Source organism: Sporosarcina oncorhynchi, assembly GCF_033304615.1.
GTDB lineage: Bacteria > Bacillota > Bacilli > Bacillales_A > Planococcaceae > Sporosarcina > Sporosarcina oncorhynchi.
Window position 1 is genome coordinate 2,073,657 of the sequence record NZ_CP129118.1, and the last position, 20,896, is coordinate 2,094,552.

Here is a 20,896-nt window from a genome sequence, read left to right on the forward strand (position 1 = left end):
TCATCAGGGAAAGCAGCCTTTTTGGGAAGGATTAGAAGGTTATTTAATTGATACGTATGGCTACAATCCGTTAAAAGGACTTCAAAGCTTTTGATTAGGTGTCTTCATTTTGAAAATCTACTATAAGGCATATTTAGTCATAGCCATTTATGAATGCTTGATAAAGAAAGTCTATTCGATTACGTTTTAAGGTTCATTATAAAAGAAGACTATCGGTGATTGGAGTGCAGAGCGGCGACTCGGGTGGGATTAGCGCGACAGGTGAGACCCCACAGGAGCACGGTTTTCGCGACGAGGAGGCTCATCGCGCGCCCCACCGAACGCGTCCGCTCGGAACGGAAATCAACACGTTTGAGGATTTAGTATACAGAAGGAAAGATAGAAGCTATATTTAGAAGGGAATTTCCTACTCATAATAAATACCTACAAAAACTTGACTCAGTCATAAAATCGTAACATGATTAATTTGTTTTGATTTATGGTAAAATGAATTAAAGTAGATTAATTAAGAAACGGGGGCAAACAGTGAATAAAGAAGAACAACTCCGCCAACTTGCCATCGCCATTTATACAGTCAACCGGCATGCGAAGACGGCTACGAATAACAGAGAGCTTTATGCATTGAAAAACAAGACCATTGAACGTCTTTTGACTGCCGGTGACGCGCACAAGATAGGTTTACACTTCATCGACAACCCTCAGCTTAGCCAACAAAGTTCAACTGTGCTCGTCAAGTGCAGTGATTTCCTCTTTCATACCTTACCTGAAAAACAAGATTTCACTTCGCTTCCCCATTTAGGAAATCAAGACCAAACCTTTCGTAATCCTCAAGAACGGATGAATCTGAAAGTAGCAAAAGAGCTATTAATTGAGTATATCGGAGAAGAAAAGAAAATTGAAAGCTATGTTCCTAAAAGAGAGATTTCAACTAAACAACAGCAACATAAACGAAGAAGAGTGAGTAATACACAAACATTTCGATCTTCCTACTTAGATGGATAAAAACACCGCATGCCAACTAACGGCATGCGGTGTTTTTATTATTTCAGCGTCAATTGTTCATATAACACTTGTGTTCCTTTTTCAGCAAAACCTTCGTTTGCAAGACGGCTATACATATTTCTTGCTAACTGAAGTCCTGGCAGCGGCAATTTCATTTGTTCAGCTTCCGCAAGTGCAATATCCATGTCTTTCAAGAAATGCTTCACATAAAAACCGGGTTCGAAATCTCCTTTGATCATTCGTGGTCCTAAATTGGATAACGACCAGGAACCTGCAGCACCAGAAGAAATAGATTGAAGCACAACGTCCAAATCCAGTCCTGCTTCTTTACCGTAAACAAGTGCTTCACAGACCCCAATCATATTTGTGGCTATTGCGATTTGATTGCACATTTTTGTATGTTGTCCAGCTCCGGCTTCGCCTTGATAAATAATTTGTTTGCCAAAAACCTTAAAAAGGGATTCCATTTGTTTAAACACGTTCTGTTCGCCCCCGCACATGATTGACAACGTTCCGTTCTGTGCTCCTATGTCACCACCAGACACTGGTGCGTCCAGTGAGAAGAGGCCATTACTTTTCGCATCTTTATAAATGCGTTTTGCCAACGCTGGACTGGATGTTGTCATATCAATGAGGATAGCACTTTCAGCCGCATTGGCAATAATCCCATCAGTATAATATACTTCCTCGACATCAGATGGATAACCAACCATCGTAATGACGATTTCAGCACCCTTCACAGCTTGAGCAACGCTTTCAGCCCAGTGTGCACCATTATTCACAAGAACTTCAGCTTTTTCTCTCGTTCTAGTAAATATTGTCACGTCATAATCAGCTTTCAATAAATGCTTCACAATACTTGTTCCCATGACACCCGTTCCAATAAATGCAATTTTCTTATTCTGCATATGTACCCCTCCATTTATATTCACTATTCATTATAATCGTTTTTCAAAAAAAAGGAGGACAGATCCTGTAATAGGGTCTGTCCTCAAAAGGGGGAAATGAGAATGTTGCTGTGTTCAATTATAATATCCCCCGCTTGAAACCATTCTAAACCTCTTTTACAAAAAACTTTTCTTTAATTTTTTCTAATTCACTTCGGAACACTTCTAGTTCCTTTTCTGTAGGAATATGCGAACCGTAACGTACTTCGTTATAGATAGTAATGGCACGATTATCTTTGCTCCACCCCATACGCAAGAACCATTCATTCACTGTTTCACTTTGTGAACGTGTACATCCATATATTTTAGCTTCATTTTCGAATTTCTCGAATTTCTTGCGTACTTCATCTCTTGCTTTTGAATAATCATAAGTCAATTGACTCAACGCATTTTCTTTCTTCTTTTTTCCTCTAAAGGAGAATGTGTAGGCATCTTGTTTATCCAGCTGCCTTGACTCTCGATTTTTCTTAACCAACATGACTATAATTGCAATTAGAATAACAAAGACCAGTACATACATGGCGATTTCAAACGGAGATGCGGATGCGCCAAAAACTTTCGCTTCCTCTTCCATTCTAAAATCAATGAAATGGTCTTCCTCCTCTTCTTCCTCAATTCGTTCTGCTTCTTCACGTATATAATCTAAAACAGGACTAGAGGCCTTACCGAACAGCGTGAAAATGCTATTAAATAAGTAACCGAACAGTAAAAATATACCCAACCTAACAGGTTTTAATAACGTCAGAATACTAACGAAAACGATAGCTCCTAAAGTCACAATAGATGCAAAAGCTTTATTCGCATCTGCCATTTTAAAGTTGTTTAATTGCTTACCGTTAAACCAAATGGTAATCATTCGAATAAAGAAGTATAGGAATGATGTAAGCAAATAGATACTCATCTGCTTAGCAACCAAGACGTCGGGATTCCCATAAACAAATAGAAGCCTGGCAAGTGCGGTTAATGTAACAAACACAAACGTGTTAATGATCAAGAATGGCCAACCATTAATCTTAGAACCATTGAAATTGCCTTGGATTCTCCACAATATATACGCAAAGAATATGACGACATTCATCAATGGAACAGCAAAAAGTAGCAAAGGGACAGTTAGAATCAGTGCGAGACCCACACCTAAACCTAATGAGTAACCCCTTCCGTTGAATAAAAAATAACTGGCAAACCCTGCAATAATGGAAATGCCTAACCAAATATAAGCCATGCCGGAGTTTGTTTCTCCAAGAAAGAAAGCGAAGATATATGCAAGGAGAAACAATTCAACAACTAGGCGCTCGGAATAACTGAATCGGTTCCGGTCTTTTTCAAGTGTTGTTTCTCCCATTCGTCTTCATTCCTTTCAAAAGATGAGTCGACAATAACAGAGAATCGTTTCGTCCAGCGATGGATGTATCTTTTGATATTGTCATTTTCATGTGTCACGAGCACAATTGTCGGTGGTAATTGCCCAGAACTCTCCATATGCTGCATCATTTCATCAAATGGAAGCTTTGCGTATTTATCAGAAATCTTCGCAAGCATTTCCATTACCATTTGAAATTGAACCTTTCCGGATCCTGTTGGTAAAAATAAATACGGTCTGCTTCCGAAAGTGCGTAGATTAATAGCTACTGCATAAGGAATATCATTTTTTGTACAATAATCAGCATAGGCGACAATCCGTTCGATTTTCTTTTCAAAATCCTCATTGCTCCTGTCCTTTTCTAACGCATTCATCATTAGCATGACATTTTGTGCACTAACAGGTAAAAACTCTTTCGTCTGCAGTTTCTGCATGCGGGCACTCGCCGTCCAGTGAATCTGATCAAAACGGTCTGTCGGCACATAATCACGGGTACCAATTGGTTGAAAGGGATCCGTGAACAATGATTGCCTTTGCTGGATTTCACCAGGCTTGAAAGGCGATGGAGCAAGCTCACTGCCGAGATTCGTCACTTTTGGATAAACAAGACTTTGATAGTTAACTGGATCTTTTAATTCCATATTGACAGATCCGTCGCCGAATAGATGTGGAATTTCCAAAAACACACGTGTAACACGTGATTTACCACGTTTCTTTCCTTCAAGTGGAACACGGATCTCCGTCTTCTGATTACTTCCGATGGCAAACGGAATATACACATCATAAATACCACTGTAGTTTTTTGTGAATTCGTGTCGCGGAGCAACGGAATCTTCCATTGATAAAATCAACGTTGCATTCCATATCGGAACTCTTCCATTTTCGAATTCCATAATTAGTTCTTCTTCGTGGCCAATCAGAATTCTCTGTTGCTTTGCGTTGATTTTGACATTCAGGCCTTCTCCCAACTTTGAAAAATATACATTTTGAAATGCTAGCATGGCAAAGACTGCAGCAAAACAGGCCGCCAATGCGGATAATGCGAATATGGCTGACAGCATGAATAACGCAGCTGTAAGTAGCATTCCGTTATGTATCGTTTTAAATCCATTCTCATACCGTATCCAGTTCATTAAACAGTCGCCTCAAGAGGAGCTGTGATAGACTTCGTAATTTCATTTAAAACGTCCTCAATTTTTTTTGTCAAAACCCCTTCTGTTGACAACTCCATACGGTGCAAAGCAGCCGGTGGTAGAATGGCTTTCACATCATCCGGCGTCGCATAGTCCCGGCCTTGTAAATAAGCATACGCACGTGTCGCCTGAAGGATTGCAAGCGCTGCCCTTGAACTTAATCCAAGATCCAAGAACGGATGCTCTCTCGTCGCGCGTACGATTTTTAAGATATATCTTTCAATATCCTCATGAACGTTAACCTGTCCTGCCTCAGAAGCCCATTGCTTTACTGTATCGGCGTCGACAATACCCGATGTCTTAATTTCTCCAGGTTTGTTGCCATATTGCCGTAAAATCTCATGTTCTTCTTCGAAAGTTGGATAATCGATTGTTAATTTGAACAGAAAACGATCCAACTGTGCCGCAGGTAGCGGGAATGTCCCCTGTTGCGATTCAATCGGGTTCTGTGTCGCAATGACCATGAATGGGTTTGGTAAGGCAAGTGTTTCACCGTCTATTGTCACTTGTTTCTCTTCCATCGATTCAAGTAAACTTGATTGAGTACGTGGTGTTGCCCGGTTTATTTCATCAGCTAACAAAATATTTGTCTGGATTGGACCTGCTTTTAAAACGAACTCCTGTGACTGCGGATTAAAATAGCGGATCCCAGTTACATCAGACGGTAATACGTCAGGTGTAAATTGCACACGCTTGAAATTACCTTTGAAAGCGTTCGCAAAACTTTTTGCCATCATTGTCTTTCCTGACCCTGGGACACTTTCCAGCAACACGTGTCCTTGCTGAAGCAATGCGATTAGCATTAAATCGAACTCTTTCTCTCTGCCAATTACAGCCTGGTTTAGTTCCGCTCTAAATTCTTTAATAGTCGTCAAAATGAACACCCTTCCCCTTTGTCCGATTTTGTTTTAAAAAACACAACCGGATAATTTAAAAATACTTTTTGAACAGATTTTCCAATCATTTAAAATTTACATCTATACACAATATACTATTATAGCTGATTTAATAGAAAATTTACAATTCAAATCTAGTAATACCGCAACTTCCGGTTATTCTTTTCTTAATAAACCCTTTACGTATGAACTATAATAAGGCACACTATAAAAGATAATCAGTTTAAAGGGGGCTATTCAGTATGGAAATTGCTGAAATCGGAAATATAATATCGTTCAAGGATGGTTTGCGGGGAATTGTTGAAAAAGTGAACGAGAATTCGGTCATAGTCGATTTAACATGCATGGAAAACTTCGAAGAACTTGAATTAGAAGAGAAAACAGTTGTGAATCATAAACGCTATACAATCATACACAGTAGCAACGAGTGAAACATTTTATACGGTCGCTCGTCCAATTAGTGAATAGGAGGAGATTTTCAATGAAACTGAATTGGAAAGTTTTATATACAGGAATTGCAGCAACTATGATTCTTACAGCTTGCGGCACAGATGGGGATAATATAAAAGACTCATCTACCGATTCTTCAATCGAGGTAAACAATGATGAAAATCAAAATGCTTCAGATGGTACGAACTCAGAAACTGACGTGGATACAGATAGCACTGAAGTTGAAAGCACTTCCGATGACGAAAAATTAACGGAAGCTGTCGAGACGAAAAGCGACGAGCAGGACTATACAATAAATGTTTTACCCGGATTCACGCTCACAAGTGAGGAACCTGGAAGGGACAGTTTATATTCGGATGACAATCCTGAAGTATTCATGCGTATAGAAACAAAACAGCAAGAAGATGGGTTATATGCTTACTTGCTGGACAATATGCAAGAGGTTTTAAAAGCTTCCAGTGAAGACGTGGATCCTGAGGCGTTAACGGGTATTTATGCAGATGAATCAGCCATCACAAATGTCCAAGCCTTTCATATCGATACTGCTGAAGGCATAGTTACAGGTGTACTGTATGAAACGGGTGAAAAAATCGTCAGACTCACAATTTATGATACAGATGATGAAAAATTCACATCTGACTTCTTAAAAATGGGCAAAACGATCCGATAAGTAAAAGCCGAACAGGAAATCCTGTTCGGCTTTTATAATTCCATTATTTCATGATAAGTTTTTAACAGATAATCCAAGTTTCTTTAGAAGGTCTATCGCCTGATTTTGTTCGTCAACCGTAAGACCAGACATCATTTTTTTTATATGCTGTTCATGCTTCGGAAAAATATCATTTATGAGTTCTTCACCTGTCGGCGTAATTACGATATAGATGATTCTTTTGTCTTCAAGGCTTGTCACTCGTTCCAACAGTCCTCTGCCTTCCAGCTTATCCACCACATATGTCATCGAGCCGCTTCTGAGAAGAATCTTTTGACCAATTTTCTGGATAGGTTGTTTTCCTTTATGATACAAAAGTTCAAGTACTGCGAACTCTGACGGATTTAGGTTATAGTCATCCAATAATTGATTCGACTCTTCCAAGACAACTTTGCTAGCTCTTGAAAGAACGATAAACAATTTCAATGCACGTTCAATATCATTACCCATTTCTTAATCACCTTTTACTTTCTTTCTCTATACATATAAACTCATAGATGTATGAAATAATTATCGAGTTACGAAAAGATAGGTCTCGTATCCGAAATTTCATTTGTTTTTCCTTGAAGCATCTTCGGAAAAGTCAGGATAAACTTTGTACCTTTTTCAATTTGACTCTCAACCGCTATTGTTCCACCATGCTCTTCCACAGTCTTTAATACAAAAGGTAATCCAAGTCCTGTCCCACCTGCTTTAGAACTAAAAAAAGGCATAAACACTTGGCTTACTTGATGACGGGTCATCCCTTTACCAGTGTCCGCAATAGAAAGGATGATATCCCCTCCTTTTTCAATCAGTTCTATTGAAAGTTTGCCGCCTTTTGTCATTGACTCTAAGGCATTTTTAAATAAATTCAATAAAACTTGTTTGAATTTGTCTGAATCACCATATAGAAGAGCGTCTTTTTCAGTAGTTATCCGCTTATAAATCTCAATCTCATCCATCATTGCTTTCGGATGAAACAGAGCTATCATATCACAAATGAGCCTTTCTAAAGAAAAAATGGTTTTCTTTCTTATAGCTGGTTTTGATAATAGTAGCATTTCATTCAAAATCGATTCCATGCGATCTATTTCGTCTTCGATTACAGATATATATCGAAGCGAGTCATCCTTCGCAGTCGCTTTCAAAAGTTGAGTAAAACCTTTTAACGTTGTAATCGGATTTCTAATTTCATGCGCTATGCTGGCAGCTATTTGACCTACTGCAGATAAAGATCCAGAATGCGCCAGTTGCAACTGAAGATTCTCTTTTTCCGTCAAGTCTTCCAGTTCCAAAAAGAACATAGTTGTCTCTTCGTCATAATAAGTAGTAATATGGTAATGCCTAATGTCTTCTGCTGAATGTTGGATCGACTTGAAGGATTCGAAAAAGCCTTTTGTTTTTATCATATCCCAAAATCCAACCGAATTAAATTCACCTATCCCATTAATCATTTCAGACACGTTTGCACCGATATAATCTGCTTTCTTCACTTTAAAGAATCGCGCATATCCGATATTCAAATCCCGTATGATTCCATTGCCGTCAACAATCACCATTGGATTGGATGATTGATTAAATGCTTTAATGTACTTTTTAAACGGTAGGATATTCAAAATAGCGTCAAATGTGAATTTCGTAATGACGATCTGACTTCCAACAGGTGCGAATAGATTGAGATAACCATTATGCAGCATATCTAATTGTATGGAAACAGGAAAGGATTCTGTAACGGGCTCTTTTGACAACATAGCTTTAGCAACGAAAGATCGCCAAGCATCAGCGGATTTTTTATCCAATCTATCAATTATATTTTTTGAGTTCTGCTTGCCCGATAGATATTTGAAAGATTCGTTTTCATGCAAGATTTCCCCATCGATGTCAACAATGAGGCTAGGCTTCAAACAGTCATCTATGAGAAATGAAAAACTATTCATTATAATTCCACGATCATTCAATTGGACACCTCCTGTGACAGTATTCGATTTTATGAAAAACAAAATGATTTCATGCAAACAATCCTAAATCACTGCAGCAATCCTGATTAAATCACATTAGTAATCGGCATAATGCAGATAATTAGTCGATGTTATCTTGCAACAAAATTTTATTCACCATAAATATTAAGGAGCTTGATTATGAATATAGTTCTTACTACATTAAATGCAAAATATATCCATACCAATTTGGCAATACGAAATTTAAAATCTTTTGCTATGCCCGAATACGAGCCGATTCTTACTGAATATACAATCAAAGACCCTGTTATGAATATTGTATCAGATATCTATCAAAAAAACCCAAATATTATTGGATTCAGTTTGTACATTTGGAACATTGAAGAATCGATTAAGGTGATGAGGATACTGAAAAAGACAAATCCTAACGTTGTTATCATCGCAGGAGGTCCTGAAGTGACTTATGACTATGATAAATGGCTGTTGAAAGTTCCTGAAATTGACTTTATTGTCATAGGAGAAGGCGAAAGGACTTTTAAACAATTGCTGGATTATCACTCTGGTCAAATAGCACTTGATGAAGTGAACGGAATTGCTTACATGGAAGACGGAAACTAAAAGCGACAGCTCCTGGACCTAAACTCGATTTACGTGAACTCCCTTCCCCTTTTCGATTTGAAGAGGATAAAGATCATCTTGGTAATCGGGTCACGTATATTGAGACAAGTAGAGGTTGTCCTTTCTCGTGCCAATTTTGCCTCTCTTCCATCGAAGTTGGGGTCCGTTATTTCAATAGGGATGCCGTCAAGGATGATATCCGTTATTTGATGAAGAACGGCGCAAAGACCATTAAATTCGTCGATCGTACTTTTAATATTAGTAGAAGTTATGCGATGGAAATGTTCCAATTCCTCATTGATGAACATCTTCCAGGAACTGTATTCCAATTTGAGATTACCGGTGATATTATGAGACCGGAAGTCATCAACTTCCTAAATGATCATGCACCGGCTGGTTTGTTCCGGTTTGAAATCGGCGTTCAATCTACAAATGATTTGACGAATGAACTTGTCAAACGTCGTCAGAACTTCGAAAAATTATCACGTACAGTGACAATGGTTAAAGAAGGCGGTAAAATTGCACAGCACCTAGACTTAATTGCCGGATTGCCCGAAGAAGATTATGATTCGTTTCGGAATACATTCAATGAAGTATTTGCAATGCGTCCAGAAGAGTTGCAACTTGGCTTCCTAAAATTATTACGCGGTACAGGGTTACGTATTCAAGCCGAACAGTATGGCTACACCTACATCGATGAAGCACCTTATGAAATTCTATCGAATAACGTTCTCACTTTTGATGATATTTTACGGATTAAACAGACAGAAGATGTGCTTGAGAAATATTGGAATGATAATAGAATGCCTCGAACTGTCGAATATCTCGTCTCAGCAGTTTTTGAATCGCCTTTCGATTTTTTCCAGCAATTTGGAACGTATTGGGAAACTCAAGGTTGGTCGAGAATCGGGCACCAATTACAGGATTTGTACACGCGTCTTGAAGATTTCCTCATTGCATCTGATAACGGAAACATTGATGTGATCAGAAGTCTCATGAAGTTCGATTATCTAGCCCACCATACATTCCAACCACGGCATATTTGGTGGGAGGATGCATTGGACCAAGATATGCTCGTACATCTTGAACGAACAGTCTTACGGGACACAGAGCTCTTAGACAACCTATCCACACCAACACGCCTGACTGAACGGAATATTAGAAAACATACTTTCATCACTTCTATCAATGCGAGACCTTCAGTAGACAATCATTCTGGGGTTATAGAAGAGGAAGGCTATCTTGTGACATTTTTCCACAAAGGACATGAACCGCAATTTCACTATATGGCTGCGAACGTTTTCGTATGAGAAAAAAGCATCTTCCACAAACGGAAGATGCTTCAGACTGTAGACAAAAGGGATGGAAATCGAATTGATTTCCATCCCTTTTGTCTTATTTTACGCATTTGGCTCATAAACGTTAGACTGACACGACGTTGATTTCCGTTCCGGGCGGACGCTTTCCGGGGGGCTTGCCCTCAGCCTCCTCGTCGCGTTGCTCCTGCGGGGTCTTCGCGCTTCGCTGATCCCCCAGGAGTCGCCGCCCTGCACTCCAATCAACTAAATACTCCTGAGGATTCAAGTGATATTTACAACCGGCGTCCTCCATGTCCAGCTGGCGAGCTTCTTAAGATTTAAGGCAGCAAAAGTCAGCATCGCCTGCATGGACAATTTTTTAAGTCCCCTTAGGGTTGTCCATCGCATGCCATGCTTTTCTTTGGCGTCGGCAAAGACACGCTCAATCGTCTCTTTACGCCTTCCGTATATTTCTTTAATTTCATGATTGTGACGCAAGTCCTCCGCTATATCCAAGTAATCTTGCCAGATATGACGTTGAATCATCTTTTGGTGATTCTTACTCTCCGTACATTGGCTAATTACTGGGCACGATTCACAAATAGAAGGAGTCGATGCATACTGGCGGTATCCTTCCTTTGTGGTTGTTCGGTATGTAAGAACCTGTCCTTCCGGACAGAGATAGCAGTCATAGTGTTCGTCATAGACATACTCGTGTTTCTTGAAGAAGCCTTCTTTTGTCATTGGTCGTTTGTACGGCAGTGCAGGAAGAACCTGATTCTCTAAAAGGAAGTTGGCGATTGGTGTCTTGTAAGCTGCATCAGCGGCAACGACGACTGGTCGTCCTACTTGGTCGATGATTTTCTGGACCAGCGGTTCAAGCATCTTACTGTCGTGAACATTTCCTGGGGTTACGATATTTGCGAGTACAAAACCCTTTTCGTCCGTAGCTGCGTGAAAAGAATAGGCAAACTGCTTTGTCCGTTCATCTTTTACGTAGTAACCACTTTCAGGATCTGTTGTCGATTCCTTAATCTCCTTATACTCTTCCTTTTCAAACTTTTCCTGTGGGAATGGTTTCTTCCCATGCTCTTCCCGATCGAGGTTGAGCTCCTCCTGGAGCTTTTTTTCATAAGCCCGTGTCTCTCTACGAACAACCTTCTTCTCGAACTTTCTCTTATTCGCGCTCGCTTTAACATGGGTTGAATCAATAAAGACATGATCCGGGCTGAGAAGTCCGCGATTTGCCACCTCGTTTAAAACCTTTTAGAAGATCTGCTCAAACAGATCTGTATCTGCGAAGCGACGGACATAGTTTTTTCCGAACGTGGAGAAGTGAGGAACCTCTGAATGAAAGCCGAAGCCTAAAAACCAGCGATATGCCACGTTCGTTTCAATCTCCTTGATTGTTTGACGCATGGAACGGATGCCGAAGGTATATTGGATGAATGTCATTTTGATCAGTACTACAGGATCAATGCTGGGTCTCCCAATGGTTGAATAAAGATCTTCAACTAATGGATAGATAAAGGAAAAATCAATTGCCGCATCCAGTTTGCGCACCAGATGTTCTTGAGGAACCAACTGCTCTATAGTCAGCATTTCCAACTGTTTACGTTCATTGATTTGATTCTTTGTCATCATATCCATCACCTCATTCATTTAATAGGAAACACCGTTGATGGGAGCGGAGAACGGCGACTCCAGCGGGAACAGCGCGAGCTGAAGACCCTGGACTGAGCGCAGCGAGGGAAGCGGCTGAAGCCGTCATAGCTGTCAACTTAAGATAAATGTGTGATTTTTCCAAAATGTTGGTATGTAATAGTTACCAACAACTTTTGGAAAGGAGTTCTTTTCATGACTACATCTCAGACAACTCAACTTCTTGAACAGCTTTTTGAAAGTATCGAACCAACACGTGTAGATGAAATTGCGAAGGAAACAGGTTTTATTAAAAGAAAGCGTCTCGTTACTGCAAGTGATTTTCTTGCCCTACTCTTTCAATTTCACGGGAACTTTGCAGGATGTTCTATTCAGGAACTCTGTTCAAAACTAGTCATTGAACAAGATATCCTGATCAGTAGAACTGCCCTAGATAAGAAGTTTACCCCAGAAGCCGCACTGTTTCTTCGACGCCTTGTCCAAGAGATTCTACATCATCAGTTCCTAGAACACGTTCCTACTCATTCTTCTGCAGACCCGTTCCCATTTCTAAGCATCCGCGTGCTTGATGCGACAGCTATCGAAGTACCAGATCATTTGAAAAAACGAGCCGTTAAAACAGAGCAGGAATCTGTGAAAATTCAATATGAGTACGATATCTTGTCAGGTAAAACTACGTTCTTAGATATTGATTTCCAACGTGTGAATGATACAAGAAAGGGTGCTGAACGTTTAGCTTACATCAACGACCATGATTTATGTTTGCAAGATTTGGGGTATTTCAGTTTTGAACAATTTGGCCAGATGCAGAAAAACGGAGGCTTTTTTATCACGAAGCTAAGAAATGATGCCTATCTGGCATTCAAAAACCCTTTTCCTGCTTATCATCAAAACGGAAAAGTGGTTCAAAGTAGCCTGTATCAACGAATTGACCTGGTAAAGCTTTGTGAAAATCTAGAACCTGGTGAATATTTGGAGCTTGAGGGAGTTCATTTTGGTAGGGACTCCCATTTTCCAGCCCGTTGTATTGTGTTTTCACACGATGAAACTCAACGGCAGCACCGCTTAAAAAAAATTCACCGGCGCACTACCAAATCCGGAAAGAAACCTAAGAAAGTTGTAAGTGACCTGGCGGGCATAACAGTTTATATGACAAATCTGCCTGAATCCATTCCCGCAAAAAAGTTGGTAGAATTATATCGTTTGAGATGGCACGTCGAACTATGTTTTAAAACATGGAAATCCTACCTCGGTGTGGATCAATTCAAGGTGATGAAGAAAGAACGGTGGCTCTGTCATCTTTATGGAACACTTCTAGCAATCATCATCAGCCAACTGATAGCTTATCAACTGCGTAATGTCATTTGGGATGAAGAACAGTTGGAAATCAGCGAGATGATCGCCGTACGCACTGTAGCCATAGAATTCTTGCCGAAGTTATATCGAATCTTTATCCACAAAAAGAGGGCGTTGAAGGACTTTTTGTGTCTGGCAATCAGGCTACTCATCAAAACTGCCCGAAAACCAAAGTCATCCAAAGGAACAGCCCTTCAACGCCTTCAATTCAATTAGAGAAAACAATCAACCCTCTCGCTAAAAAAGGAAAATTGTAGTCTCAACATCTCAACAATTCAATTCCCCTAATTTCAAAGAGCAAACCTATTTTATCTTCAGTCCGGCTTAAATAATGGAAGATTTACTCCAAGTCCTTAAGTTGACAGCTATGGGCTGAAGCCGTGCCCGCGGAAAGCGTCCGCTCGTAGCGGAAATCAACATTGTAGCTTTATCTCTATTTTAAAAGAAAAAAGACTGTAGGCAAACACCCAAATTCATGGAGTTTGTCTACAGTCTGAAGCATCTTCCACAAACGGAAGATGCTTTTTCTATTACCCGATAATGACTCGTTCTTTAGGGTACGAGTAAGGTCGCTTGTTTTGCTTACCACCCAGTGTATAGAGGAAGGAGATAAGACCCACCCGCCCGATGAACATGAGAACCATTATAATCAGCTTGCCAACAGCCGATAAATCTGATGTGATGCCAAGTGACATACCACACGTTCCGAATGCTGAAGTGATTTCAAATAGCAAAGCAACAACTGGTAGATCTTTTTCAGTTATTAACAGAATTAACAATGAAGTGATGACCATCATTGTTGCCAATAGAATGACCGCGTAGGATCGGTAAACATCAACCAGCTTGATTTCACGTCTAAAAATATTTATAACATCATTTCCACGTGCAAAGTTAATCAAAAAGAGAATTGCAATTGCAAATGTCGTCGTCCGTATTCCCCCACCGACTGAACTTGGCGAAGCACCTATGAACATCAACGCAGATATAAATATATCCGTTGCGTCACTAAACTGCGTCACATCATACGTTGTCAATCCCGCGGACCTGGCCGACACAGAATGAAATAGAGCCGTGAATATCTTCTCGTGCCACGCTAATCCTTTAAATGAATTAAAGGATTCCAAGATAAAGATCATCAGCGCGCCAAAAACCAACAGTATTCCAAATGTCGCAGTCGTAATTTTAGTAAATAGCGAAAAACGGAAATGCGGGACTTTTTTGGAAAAGAAACTTTTCACTTCTATAAGAACGGGGAAACCGATTGCACCTAAAACAATCAGAATCATCAATATGAGTTGCACAAAGTAATCGTTGAAGTATGGCATCATCGATTCACCCGTTATATCGAAACCGGCATTTGTCGTTGCAGAAACAGCCATGAACATTCCGTTCAATAAGGCATCCCCAAGTGAATCATGGAACCTCATAATATATAATGTCAAAATAATGCCGCCCGTAACTTCAATCAGGAAAATCAGACGAACAATCTGTTTGATTAGTTGCACGACTCCCGCAAAGGAATACTGGTTGTGATCGACCATGATCAACTGTCTTTCACGAAGGCCAATCCGCTTTTTTACGAGCAGCCAGAAGAATGTACCGATTGACATAATACCAATTCCACCTAGTTGCAAAACAAGCATCAACATGCACAATCCAAAAACGGAATAAGTTCCACCTATGCTAATCGGTGTCAGTCCAGTCACACTGACTGCACTTACCGCGGTAAACAGACTGTCAATAAAACTTACGCGCACACCTGGCAAATAGACGCCTGGGAGATTAAGCAAAAGAAACGAAAAGCCGATTGCCAGAAAATAATAGAACACAATAACTTGCGCAGGTGTAAATCTATGAAGACTTTCTCGAGTGAGCTTTTTCATTTCACCATACCTTTCTTTACCAAATGAATCATCTCCTCATTTTAGAGAACTTTACGCCAAAAAGAAAGGTTTGTCCAAAAAAATAATGGCCGGCACATGTTCAGCATGTACCGGCCAGGAGTTATTATGCTTTTTTACGTGCATGCATGACAGCGGTCAAATATCCACCGACGGCAATACCGGCAAGTACTATCCAGAATATCAATTTCCATGTTGTTGAATGTGGGAATGCCGTATCAATAATTGCAAGTTTCTCATGAGACAAAGTCATTACGACCAACTTGACTCCCACCCAACCTACGATTAAAAATGCAGCTGTCTCCAAAGATGGAAACTTTTCCAACAAGACAACGAATTGTCTTGCCGCAAATCGTATCATGACAAGACCGATTATTCCACCGATTAACATGACGATGAACTGTCCACCATTAATACCACCGATATGGAAATCACCGAGTTCAGGCAATGTTACCGCTAGCGCTACAGCAGCAAGCATTGAGTCAAGCGCAAATGCGATATCCGCTAATTCAACTTTCAGGACAGTCATCCAAAAACCTGATTTTTTTCGCGGTTTTTTCGATACTGATTCTTTATCATCTTTTCCTTTATCCAACAGACTTTTTAAGGAAATGAACAGAAGGTAAATTGCACCTAACGCTTGTATTTGCCAAATGTTCACTAAGAACGTAATCATGAACAAAGCTCCGAATCGGAAAACAAATGCTCCAAGCAATCCATAAAACAGTGCTTTCTTCTGCTGTACTTTCGGCAAGTGCTTGACCATAACTGCCATCACTACTGCATTGTCCGCAGCTAAAAGGCCTTCCAAAACAATCAGTACGACAAGCACCCATGCGTATTCTAATAGTATCGCTTCCACTCTTTTTCCTCCTAAATTTCCAAATAAAAAAACCCTCACCTAATAAAAGGCAAAGGTCTCGCTAAGTCAGATTTTTTTAAGTGAAAATCTAGCTATCATAACCGATGGACATGTCCATGTATTGACGACTATGAAATAGGTTTCCCTATAGCTACTCCCCTTTGACAACCGTCAAAGAACTATTAAGTTGTTGAGATGCTCTTTCAGTTAGTATAACATCAAATGGACAACTCGACAATTCATTTTCCAATAGTAATTTGATAGCTTGGATCTTTTTTATGTGTGTTGTAAAAAGCAGTCATAGTCGGAATCGTGTCAATGAAATCCGGACAACGAATGGAACTTCCCTTCAGCAATTTCTCAGCAATTGCCGTATCAAAATGAGCATTCCACTTTAAGTAATCCAATGTTTCCTTTTCAACTCCAAGTGTTTTTTGCAATAAAACGGATCGCATACCAATCCGTGCAAAACTCTCTGGTAATCTCCACTTTGGCTTCTTTCCAGTCAACTCAATAGTCATCGCCCGGAAAACTTCCTCAATCGGATGGGGCGACGGATCGGTTAAATGGATCGTTTCCCCAACCGCATCTGTTTTCTTCGATAAATAGACCGTAGCATTAATAATATAGTCGATGGGTACGACATTTATGTATGACGTTGTCCGACCGATGTATGGAACCGTTGGAAGCCAACTCAATCTGTCAATCAAATTCATGAAGAAATAAGGTCCGTCGAACTTAACTGTTTCTCCAGTTTCAGAGTGTCCACGTACAATTCCCGGGCGGATGATTGTGGTAGGCACGTCTTTTTTCAGCTCTTCTACAAGTAGCTCGGCTTCAAATTTTGTCTCTTCATAATGATTTTTAAATTTATTCGGACGGATTAGTTCCGTCTCCAATAAGACTCCTTCTCTTAAACCCGCCACGTAAGCAGTACTAAAATACATATATCTATCAATCTTTGGTTGTTTCCGTATAAAATCATTAACATTTCTAGTTCCCTCAACGTTAACAGTCCATGCAACTTTTTCTTTAACGGCCAGATCATAAATCGCAGCTAAGTGCCAAATGGTCAATCGTGTCGTCTGGATCTTTTGAAGATTTTTTTCGTTAATCCCCAGATTCGACTTAGTAATATCCCCGATAATAATTTCTATCGGAATCACCCTACCCAAATCCATGGCTAATTCATTGATTTTCTTCTTCGCACGCTCTTCTTCGGATTGAAGAACAAGTACATACACTTTTTGAATATCATCTTGTCTAGCTAATTCTTTTATCATTTCATTGGCAATAAACCCAGGAAATCCTGTAAATAAATGTGTTCTCATATGAATCCCTACTTTTTTACATAGTATATCATATTTTTTCAAGTTACTGACTATTCAAACCAGTTCCAGACGATATCAAAAAACCAGGAGTGTTTGCTCTCCTGGTTTTTTGACAAGTTTTTATAATTTTTTTGTTTGGATTGCTCGTCTTCTCGTTTGACGATCAAACAAACTATAGATCACAGGTACAATATACAACGTTAGGAATGTGGAACTAATCAGTCCTCCGATTACTGCAATACCCATAGGTTGGTTCATTTCTGTTCCTTCTCCAAGACCTAGCGCAAGCGGTAGCAGGCCGAGTATCGTTGTTAGCGCGGTCATTAGAATGGGACGCACACGGTCTCTTACAGATGTGATAATCGCATCATAGGACTGCATACCCGCCTCTTTCCGCTGATTGATATAATCGACGAGCACAATACCGTTGTTGACGACGATTCCTACGAGTACAAGTATTCCAATGACTGCCGTGACGCTAATCGGAGTGGATGTCAAGAATAATCCTAACGATACCCCAATGACCATTAATGGCACAGAGAACATAATAACAAATGGATATTTGAATGATTCAAATTGTGCAGCCATGACGATGTATACAAGCACAATAGCGAGTACAATGGCAAGGAGCATATCATTAATAGCGCTGTCAAATAGTTCTCTATCTCCGCCATAGGATAATTCAACTTCCTCAGGCATTTCGATGCGATCGACAATGTCATTCACCCGAGCTGTCATTTCTCCAAGTGATAATGTTGATGTATATTTGACATTAAACGTTACAGAATGTGCTTGATCCACACGTTGTATTGTGACAGGACCCTCTTCTGTTGAAATGGCAGCGACGTCGTTCAGCGCTACAAATCCACCTGTTTGTGTTCGTAATTTAATTTTTTTCAATGTATCAATACTGTTTGTATATTTTTCATCGTATTTAACGATGACAGAAACAACATTTTCATTTTTATCCGTGAACTGGGATGCAAAGGCACCTCGGGTAATTGTATTGACGGTCTGAGCAATTTGATATGGAACCAAACCAAGATTCGCAGCCTTTTCACGATCAACGTCAATATGAATTTCTTCGATTGTGTCTTGAAGATTGTTAGAGATTTCCAGTACGGAATCCAATGATTGAAGTTCCGCATTTAATTTTCCAACGGATTCGTTCAATCGTTCTTCATTCGTATCTTTCAAAGAAAACGATAGTGTATTCGGACTCGATCCCGCTGCTGTCTGCATGTCAAAACTGATGTTGGCTGCATCACCTACAAGTTCTAGCACTTCAGGTTGAACATCATCGACAAACTCGAAAACAGAGCGACTGCGGTCGTCCAGAGGAACAAGTTTTACATATATTTCGGCAGTATTGGATTCTGAACTGCCTTGTGCCATACTTTGCTGTGTTCCACCTACAAGGCTTACATACACTTCAATCTCTTCTTCTTCTTTCAACTTCGTTTCGATATTTTTAACAAGCTCATTTGTAGAAGACAATGCAGAACCGTTCGGTAAATTTACAGATATACTGAAAAACCCTTCATCAGTCGCCGGTAAAAATTCCGTTCCTACCTTGAAGAGGCTAAAACTGCTTGCAACAAGTAGGACTATTGTAGTCAACAAGACGATTGTACGGTGTTTCAATGACCATTTAATGGATCGCTCGAAACCGTTCAGTGTTTTAGAGCGGCGTCTTCTCGCCTCCATATTCTTCCGGGGTTTTTTCAACATCCTGCTAGCCATCATCGGTACCACTGTCAACGCTACAACGAGTGACGCAAACAAACTGAAGGAAATCGTTAGTGCAAACTCGGTAAAAATTTGACCGATTAGCCCGCTGATGAAGATGACCGGTACAAATACGGCCAATGTAGTTAACGTGGAAGCTGTAATTGCTCCGCTAATTTCTTTAGCGCCCTCTTTAGCTGCCGTCATCCGATCTTTGCCCATAGCCAGATGTCTTTCAATATTCTCAATGACAACAATGGCGTTATCGACTAGCATTCCGATTCCTAATGCGAGTGCACCAAGTGTCATGATATTCAATGAGAATTTCGCAAAAAACATTAATACAAACGTAACAATGACTGAATAAGGAATTGCTACACCTATAATAATCGGACTTTTTATCCCTCGAAGAAATAGGAATAAGATAATCATCGCGAACAAACCACCAAGCAACAACGACTGGCCTATGTTACCGATTGCTAATTTCACATAGTCCCCTTGGTCAAAAAGAATGTCCGCTTCAATATCTTTAAACTCTTCTTTTTTCAACAAACTGTCCAATGAATCTTTGAAAGCCGTGGAAACCGTTGCTGTATTAGCTCCGGATTCCTGTAAAACAGACATGAGCACAGCTTGTTGCTCGTTTGCTCGGGTTTCAGATGTAGATTTTGCTTCCAAAAGTGCAACATCCGCAACGTCCGTAATTTTAATTTTATCGCCTGTTATCGGATTTACTCCGACCATGACATTTCGAATATCCGTTATGGTCGTCAAGGAACTGATAATGCGTGTTGTCAGAAGCTTACCGTCCTCCGTTTCAATCGGTTCACCAGGCATGGATACATTATTCGCTTGTACCGCCTGGACAATATCTTCCTGGACAAGTCCGGATTCTTCAAGTTTTTTCTGATCGAGAATAACTTGAACTTCCTCGACTAACTTGCCTGAAACAGTTACACTTGCGACTCCTTTAGTTCTACGCAATTCTGTTTCAAGTTGCTCGGCTAAATTTCGAATGTCTACATCCTCTGAGGACGTATGCAAGGCCAACTGGATGACAGGAAATTGTGATGGGTCGAATTTCATAAATCTTGGTGCATTCGATCCTTCCGGCACCGGAACCTGATCAATTCTCTGCATGACATCTAATTGCACATCGTCTATGTCCGTAGACCAGTCAAACATAAGCAAGATGAAGTTTGCACCTTCTTGCGATGATGACTGCATCGATTTCAATCCAGGTGCAGTGGATAAGCTGTTCTCCAACGGCTTAGTCAGTTTTTCGCTCACTTCTGTAGAAGAGGCTCCCGGATAATTCGTTACGACAACCGCCACTGGCGGATTTAATTCAGGTATTAACGTGACCGGGATTTTAAAGAACGATACGGCACCTAATATGATGACTAAAAACATTGTCACTATTGTAAAAACGGGTCTTTTAATAGAGAATTCACTAATTTTCATAGACACATTCCTTTCATCAACAAAAACACTATATTCATCATATTGAAAGAACGTTTCAACATCAAACACAAACTCTCAGCTTTTCATATAACAGCCAGAAGTTCTTAATACTTGGTCACATCTTTAAGTCATTCGATGATTCAAAGTATAAAAAATCGCCGGATGAACTTTAACTTGGG

At 40.0% G+C, this 20,896-nt stretch carries 14 protein-coding genes and 2 pseudogenes; 5 read left to right on the top strand and 11 right to left on the bottom strand.

Annotated elements, in window-relative coordinates:
• The first annotated feature begins 525 nt into the window (after nucleotides 1-525).
• Nucleotides 526-1,002 (top strand): YkyB family protein, encoded by a 477-nt coding sequence (locus QWT69_RS09970; RefSeq protein WP_317965285.1) that lies wholly within the window; start codon nucleotides 526-528, stop codon nucleotides 1,000-1,002.
• A 38-nt stretch (nucleotides 1,003-1,040) separates the two neighbouring features.
• On the opposite strand, the gene QWT69_RS09975 is transcribed toward QWT69_RS09970, so the two are convergent.
• From QWT69_RS09975 to QWT69_RS09990, 4 genes are all read right to left on the bottom strand, one after another.
• Nucleotides 1,041-1,910 (bottom strand): NAD(P)-dependent oxidoreductase, encoded by an 870-nt coding sequence (locus QWT69_RS09975; protein WP_317965287.1) that lies wholly within the window; start codon nucleotides 1,908-1,910, stop codon nucleotides 1,041-1,043.
• Between the two features lie 145 nt (nucleotides 1,911-2,055).
• Nucleotides 2,056-3,291, bottom strand: a complete 1,236-nt coding sequence (locus QWT69_RS09980) for a hypothetical protein (RefSeq protein WP_317965289.1) — start codon at nucleotides 3,289-3,291, stop codon at nucleotides 2,056-2,058.
• The gene (locus QWT69_RS09985) at nucleotides 3,234-4,442 is read right to left on the bottom strand and encodes a DUF58 domain-containing protein (protein ID WP_317965291.1); all 1,209 of its coding nucleotides are present in this window, start codon (nucleotides 4,440-4,442) and stop codon (nucleotides 3,234-3,236) included. The genes QWT69_RS09980 and QWT69_RS09985 overlap by 58 nt, the downstream gene beginning before the upstream one ends.
• Nucleotides 4,442-5,377 (bottom strand): AAA family ATPase, encoded by a 936-nt coding sequence (locus QWT69_RS09990; protein ID WP_317965293.1) that lies wholly within the window; start codon nucleotides 5,375-5,377, stop codon nucleotides 4,442-4,444. Before QWT69_RS09990 ends, QWT69_RS09985 begins: the two co-directional genes overlap by 1 nt.
• A 263-nt stretch (nucleotides 5,378-5,640) precedes the next feature.
• Here QWT69_RS09990 and QWT69_RS09995 point away from each other — a divergent pair, with 263 nt between their 5' ends.
• Nucleotides 5,641-5,829 (top strand): YkvS family protein, encoded by a 189-nt coding sequence (locus QWT69_RS09995; protein WP_317965295.1) that lies wholly within the window; start codon nucleotides 5,641-5,643, stop codon nucleotides 5,827-5,829.
• Between the two features lie 50 nt (nucleotides 5,830-5,879).
• Nucleotides 5,880-6,518: a hypothetical protein gene (locus tag QWT69_RS10000; RefSeq protein WP_317965297.1), complete on the top strand. Its 639-nt coding sequence runs from the start codon at nucleotides 5,880-5,882 to the stop codon at nucleotides 6,516-6,518.
• Between the two features lie 48 nt (nucleotides 6,519-6,566).
• Here the strand turns inward: QWT69_RS10000 and QWT69_RS10005 are convergent, their stop codons facing one another.
• Nucleotides 6,567-7,007 (bottom strand): MarR family winged helix-turn-helix transcriptional regulator, encoded by a 441-nt coding sequence (locus tag QWT69_RS10005; protein WP_317965299.1) that lies wholly within the window; start codon nucleotides 7,005-7,007, stop codon nucleotides 6,567-6,569.
• Nucleotides 7,008-7,075: 68 nt separating this feature from the next.
• On the bottom strand, nucleotides 7,076-8,497 hold the full coding sequence (locus QWT69_RS10010; RefSeq protein ID WP_317965301.1) for an ATP-binding protein: 1,422 nt from the start codon (nucleotides 8,495-8,497) through the stop codon (nucleotides 7,076-7,078).
• Between the two features lie 180 nt (nucleotides 8,498-8,677).
• On the opposite strand from QWT69_RS10010, the pseudogene QWT69_RS10015 reads away from it, so the two are divergent.
• Nucleotides 8,678-10,425 (top strand): annotated as a pseudogene (locus QWT69_RS10015) (B12-binding domain-containing radical SAM protein).
• A gap of 270 nt (nucleotides 10,426-10,695) precedes the next feature.
• Here QWT69_RS10015 and QWT69_RS10020 read toward each other — a convergent pair.
• Nucleotides 10,696-12,057 (bottom strand): annotated as a pseudogene (locus QWT69_RS10020) (IS1182 family transposase).
• Nucleotides 12,058-12,270: 213 nt separating this feature from the next.
• Here QWT69_RS10020 and QWT69_RS10025 point away from each other — a divergent pair.
• Nucleotides 12,271-13,647 carry an IS4 family transposase gene (locus QWT69_RS10025; RefSeq protein ID WP_317965303.1) on the top strand — a complete coding sequence of 459 codons (1,377 nt, stop codon included), beginning with the start codon at nucleotides 12,271-12,273 and terminating at the stop codon, nucleotides 13,645-13,647.
• A 314-nt stretch (nucleotides 13,648-13,961) separates the two neighbouring features.
• On the opposite strand, the gene QWT69_RS10030 is transcribed toward QWT69_RS10025, so the two are convergent.
• The 4 genes from QWT69_RS10030 to QWT69_RS10045 form a co-directional block, all read right to left on the bottom strand.
• Nucleotides 13,962-15,314 carry a TrkH family potassium uptake protein gene (locus QWT69_RS10030; protein WP_317965313.1) on the bottom strand — a complete coding sequence of 451 codons (1,353 nt, stop codon included), beginning with the start codon at nucleotides 15,312-15,314 and terminating at the stop codon, nucleotides 13,962-13,964.
• A gap of 124 nt (nucleotides 15,315-15,438) precedes the next feature.
• A complete protein-coding gene (locus QWT69_RS10035; protein WP_317965315.1) occupies nucleotides 15,439-16,194 on the bottom strand; it encodes a TerC family protein in 756 nt (251 codons plus the stop codon).
• Nucleotides 16,195-16,433: 239 nt separating this feature from the next.
• Nucleotides 16,434-17,525: an SDR family oxidoreductase gene (locus tag QWT69_RS10040; RefSeq protein ID WP_317965317.1), complete on the bottom strand. Its 1,092-nt coding sequence runs from the start codon at nucleotides 17,523-17,525 to the stop codon at nucleotides 16,434-16,436.
• 120 nt (nucleotides 17,526-17,645) lie between these two features.
• The gene (locus QWT69_RS10045) at nucleotides 17,646-20,717 is read right to left on the bottom strand and encodes an efflux RND transporter permease subunit (RefSeq protein WP_317965319.1); all 3,072 of its coding nucleotides are present in this window, start codon (nucleotides 20,715-20,717) and stop codon (nucleotides 17,646-17,648) included.
• Nucleotides 20,718-20,896: the final 179 nt, after the last annotated feature.

What these genes read in the sequence shown, in the direction of transcription:
- QWT69_RS09985 (WP_317965291.1), bottom strand. Translation starts at nt 4,442, where the DNA reads ATGAACTGGATACGGTATGAGAATGGATTTAAAACGATACATAACGGA.
- QWT69_RS10025 (WP_317965303.1), top strand. Translation starts at nt 12,271, where the DNA reads ATGACTACATCTCAGACAACTCAACTTCTTGAACAGCTTTTTGAAAGT.
- QWT69_RS09975 (WP_317965287.1), bottom strand. Translation starts at nt 1,910, where the DNA reads ATGCAGAATAAGAAAATTGCATTTATTGGAACGGGTGTCATGGGAACA.
- QWT69_RS10030 (WP_317965313.1), bottom strand. Translation starts at nt 15,314, where the DNA reads ATGAAAAAGCTCACTCGAGAAAGTCTTCATAGATTTACACCTGCGCAA.
- QWT69_RS10000 (WP_317965297.1), top strand. Translation starts at nt 5,880, where the DNA reads ATGAAACTGAATTGGAAAGTTTTATATACAGGAATTGCAGCAACTATG.
- QWT69_RS09995 (WP_317965295.1), top strand. Translation starts at nt 5,641, where the DNA reads ATGGAAATTGCTGAAATCGGAAATATAATATCGTTCAAGGATGGTTTG.
- QWT69_RS09980 (WP_317965289.1), bottom strand. Translation starts at nt 3,291, where the DNA reads ATGGGAGAAACAACACTTGAAAAAGACCGGAACCGATTCAGTTATTCC.
- QWT69_RS10005 (WP_317965299.1), bottom strand. Translation starts at nt 7,007, where the DNA reads ATGGGTAATGATATTGAACGTGCATTGAAATTGTTTATCGTTCTTTCA.
- QWT69_RS10045 (WP_317965319.1), bottom strand. Translation starts at nt 20,717, where the DNA reads ATGAAAATTAGTGAATTCTCTATTAAAAGACCCGTTTTTACAATAGTG.
- QWT69_RS10040 (WP_317965317.1), bottom strand. Translation starts at nt 17,525, where the DNA reads ATGAGAACACATTTATTTACAGGATTTCCTGGGTTTATTGCCAATGAA.